This is a genomic window from Bacillus sp. JJ1764 (genome assembly GCF_036962145.1).
GTDB lineage: Bacteria > Bacillota > Bacilli > Bacillales > Cytobacillaceae > Neobacillus.
In genome coordinates, this window is the sequence record NZ_JBALNY010000215.1 from 6,671 (window position 1) to 10,465 (window position 3,795).

Annotated in this window: 6 protein-coding genes; all 6 read right to left on the reverse strand. The window is 38.6% G+C overall.

Annotation, left to right across the window (positions count from 1 at the left end; genetic code table 11):
* Positions 1–165: 165 nt before the first annotated feature.
* On the reverse strand, positions 166–1,038 hold the full coding sequence (gene ylqF / locus V7083_RS22320) for a ribosome biogenesis GTPase YlqF (RefSeq protein ID WP_335482218.1): 873 nt from the start codon (positions 1,036–1,038) through the stop codon (positions 166–168).
* Positions 1,039–1,065: 27 nt separating this feature from the next.
* Positions 1,066–1,623 (reverse strand): signal peptidase I, encoded by a 558-nt coding sequence (lepB, locus tag V7083_RS22325; RefSeq protein WP_335482220.1) that lies wholly within the window; start codon positions 1,621–1,623, stop codon positions 1,066–1,068.
* A 208-nt stretch (positions 1,624–1,831) separates the two neighbouring features.
* Positions 1,832–2,176, reverse strand: a complete 345-nt coding sequence (gene rplS / locus V7083_RS22330) for a 50S ribosomal protein L19 (protein WP_335482222.1) — start codon at positions 2,174–2,176, stop codon at positions 1,832–1,834.
* 123 nt (positions 2,177–2,299) lie between these two features.
* Positions 2,300–3,058, reverse strand: coding sequence for a tRNA (guanosine(37)-N1)-methyltransferase TrmD (trmD, locus tag V7083_RS22335; protein ID WP_335482228.1), 759 nt, complete (start codon positions 3,056–3,058; stop codon positions 2,300–2,302).
* On the reverse strand, positions 3,058–3,576 hold the full coding sequence (gene rimM, locus V7083_RS22340) for a ribosome maturation factor RimM (RefSeq protein ID WP_335482224.1): 519 nt from the start codon (positions 3,574–3,576) through the stop codon (positions 3,058–3,060). The genes trmD and rimM overlap by 1 nt, the downstream gene beginning before the upstream one ends.
* 11 nt (positions 3,577–3,587) lie before the next feature.
* On the reverse strand, positions 3,588–3,795 hold a 208-nt coding region (locus tag V7083_RS22345), incomplete at its 5' end, for a YlqD family protein (protein ID WP_335482226.1).

Sequence of the window (3,795 nt, forward strand, 5' to 3'; positions counted from 1 at the left end):
ATAATTTATTCATATTGATCACCTAAACAAATAATGAGGATGTCCCCAAAGTTTAACTTTAAGGCTACCCCCATTATACATCGTCCTTTATAATAGTCTGTTGATTTTAGCACCAATCAACAGAATGGAAAAGCAAAACCCCATAACGTTCTTTATGGTCAGAACTTAATCGTTTTCGTTTTTATCAAGGATATCTTTTGGTCTTTCAAATGAAAGTGGACCAAATTTCTCAGAACGAATTTCTCTTATAACAAGTTCTGCTACTTTGTCATAATCTACTAATCCCCCGCCCGCCAAACAGCCTCTCAATTTACCGATATGATCAAATAGTTCAACAACGTCAGCCGGTACTTCAGTGAATTTATAGCGCTCTTTAAGACGCTCTGGATATTCCCGCTCTAAAAACCTTAAAGAGTAAATCGTCAGCTCCTGTAAATTTAACAGAGTATCCTTAATAGCTCCTGTAATGGCTAATTTCATTCCAACCTCTTGGTCTTCAAACTTTGGCCAAAGAATCCCCGGAGTATCCAGCAATTCCATTTCCTTAGCAACTTTTATCCATTGTTGGGATTTTGTCACCCCAGGAGTATTACCGGTTTTGGCAATATTTTTTTTGGCTAGTCGATTGATTAATGTCGATTTTCCCGCATTGGGGATTCCAACAATCATGGCACGAATTGCTCTCGGCTTGACGCCTTTTGCTCTTAACCTGTCGAATTTTTCCTTCAGGATTTCTTGAGACGCCCTGACAATATCCTTCATTCCTTCGCCTGCTTGGGCATTTACCGCCAATGCTTTAATTCCTTTTTCTGCAAAAAAGGCAATCCATTCCTTGGTTACCTCTTTATCAGCCATATCGGCTTTATTTAATAAAACCAAACGTGGCTTATGCTGAATAATTTCATCAATCATTGGGTTCCTTGAAGAATAGGGAATTCTCGCATCTATTAATTCAAAAATAATATCTACTAGCTTTAATTTCTCTGTGACCTCTCTGCGGGCCTTGGCCATATGACCAGGAAACCATTGAATCGTCAAAAAAGCCACCTCCTTTAAAAACTATACTTATTTCTTTGTCACGATATGGGCATCACTTAGCGGCCAATAAACAATGCTTGTCTTACCGATTACTTTACTCATAGGAATAGTTCCGATATGTCGGCTGTCTTTGCTAAAACGGCGGTTATCACCCATTACAAATAATTCGCCTTTTGGGACAGTAACTTGGCCAATTTTTTCTTTTAAGGTGAATGGTTCTGTTAGTGGACCATCCTCTACTTGTTTTTTATACTCATCGAGATATGGCTCTTTATAGGCTTTGCCATTTACATATAAAGTATCATTTTTATATTCAATCTTATCACCCGGGAGACCAATGACCCTCTTTATATAGTCTTTTTGCTCTGGTGCATGAAAAACAATGATATCAAATCGATGCGGTTCGCCTACTTTATAGGATAATTTGTTTACAATCATCCGATCTTGATCTTTAAGGGTCGGCATCATGGACAATCCGTCAACCACAATGGGTGCAAATAAGAAATAACGAATGACCCCAGCCAGTATCACAGCAATTAAAAGTGCCTTCGTCCATTCCCATAATTCATTTTTCTTTTTAGCCATATAATGTCCCCACCAATCCTACAAATAAATATCTTATTACGCTTATTTTACATAACTTATTCCTAATTAACACGATGGGATGTAGTTTTTTAATGAAACTTTAATATATCATGTAGAAAAACATAAACAAGTGTTGTGTTGTCACAGTACAGTTTCTGCTAGAACTATGTACAAAAAAAGAGCCTGCAGAGCAAGCTCTTTTTCCATATTATCGGATTTCTTTAATACGAGCTTTTTTACCACGAAGGTTACGTAGGTAGTAAAGTTTAGCACGGCGAACTTTACCGCGACGAATAACTTCAAGCTTCGCAATTTTTGGTGTGTGTACTGGGAAAGTACGCTCAACGCCTACTCCGTAAGAAACTTTGCGAACTGTGAAAGTTTCGCTGATTCCACCACCACGACGCTTAATCACAACACCTTCATAAATCTGGATACGTTCACGAGTTCCCTCGATAACTTTTACGTGTACACGTACAGTATCACCAGGACGGAACGAAGGAAGGTCAGAACGAAGTTGTTCTTTAGTGATTTCTTCTATAATTTTATGCATCGTTTTCAACTCCTTCCAACAGATGCTCTTGCAGATATATTCCTATTATTGCAGCGGAACATCGTTATAAGACTTAAATCTGAAACGAGTCCAGTTCAAGTCACAAGAAGTATCATACCATAATTATTCCGGCATCGCAATATTACTGAATTCTTTTTTTACTTCATCCAGCCATTTTTTTTGTTCCGATGTAAGCTCGATTTTTTCAAGAAGGTCAGGCCGTCTCTTCAGAGTTCGACGCAACGCTTCTTTATTACGCCATTCCTCTATCCATTTATGATTTCCTGATAGCAATACATCAGGCACCTTCATGCCGCGAAAATCAGCAGGTCTTGTATAGTGCGGATGCTCTAATAGACCTGTACTGAAAGAATCCTTTTGATGGGATTCCTCGTTACCAAGGACCTCAGGCAACAGCCTGACAACGCTGTCAATGACAACCATTGCCCCAAGTTCACCACCCGTTAACACATAATCGCCGATCGAAATTTCGTCCGTTACTAAGTGTTCACGAATTCGTTCGTCATAGCCTTCATAATGCCCGCAGATAAAAATAAGATGGTCTTCTTTTGCTAAATCCTCTGCCATTTTCTGATTGTGTCGCTTTCCCTGCGGGCATAAAAGAATTACCCTTGGTTGCACTGTATCTGCTTTATCTATCAAATCTGAAACAGCATCAAAAATAGGCTGTGGTTTTAAGACCATTCCAGCACCACCGCCATAAGGATAATCATCAACAGATGCATGTTTATTATCGGCATACTCTCGAAAGTTGACAATATTATAGCTTACCGCTGATTTTTCAGATGCTTTATGTAAAATGGAATGCCCTAAAACACCGGTAAACATTTCAGGAAACAGTGTCAGCACATCAATTTTCATCATGAAAGTAACCCTTCCATCGGTTCAATTAAGATGACTTTCTCTCTGACATCCACCTTTTTTACTACCTCATCAATATAAGGTATTAAAATCTCTTTCCCGTTTTTTCCTTTGATTACCCAAACGTCATTTGCACCTGGAGTAAGAATCTCGGTGACTTTGCCAAGTTCTTCTCCACTCGTTGTCGCAACTAAACAGCCAATAATTTCATGGAAGTAGAATTCGTTTTCTTCTAGTTCAACAAGCTGTGATTCCGGAACTTTAAGAATTCCGTCACGAAAGGCTTCGACCAAGTTGATATTTTCATATCCCTCAAATACCAAGAGGTTAAAATTTTTATGAGTACGATGACTCTTTACCGTTAATTCTACGGGAGTTTCTGATGTCGGTAAAAACAAAAACAATGTATTTCCCGGCTTGTATCGCTCTTCCGGAAAATCAGTTTTGGACACGACCCGAACTTCCCCTTTTACTCCATGGGTATTGACAATCTTACCTACATTAAACCATTTTTCCACTTTTTCACCTTCTATCTTATTTCCTCTATGATGCCGTCCTTCACAATAATCGTCGGGCGCAAATTGGTAGCATCCCACGAATCGCCTACTTTTACTTCGACGATGGCTTGAACTTCTTTTTCTTTTAATTCACTGCCTATTGGTAGGATATGTAATTGTTCGATTTGAAAATCAATCAGCTTTATTTTTTCTTTCCTATTTTGGATTTCTTTTTCAAAA

What these genes read in the sequence shown, in the direction of transcription:
- lepB (WP_335482220.1), bottom strand. Translation starts at nt 1,623, where the DNA reads ATGGCTAAAAAGAAAAATGAATTATGGGAATGGACGAAGGCACTTTTA.
- rplS (WP_335482222.1), bottom strand. Translation starts at nt 2,176, where the DNA reads ATGCATAAAATTATAGAAGAAATCACTAAAGAACAACTTCGTTCTGAC.
- trmD (WP_335482228.1), bottom strand. Translation starts at nt 3,058, where the DNA reads ATGAAAATTGATGTGCTGACACTGTTTCCTGAAATGTTTACCGGTGTT.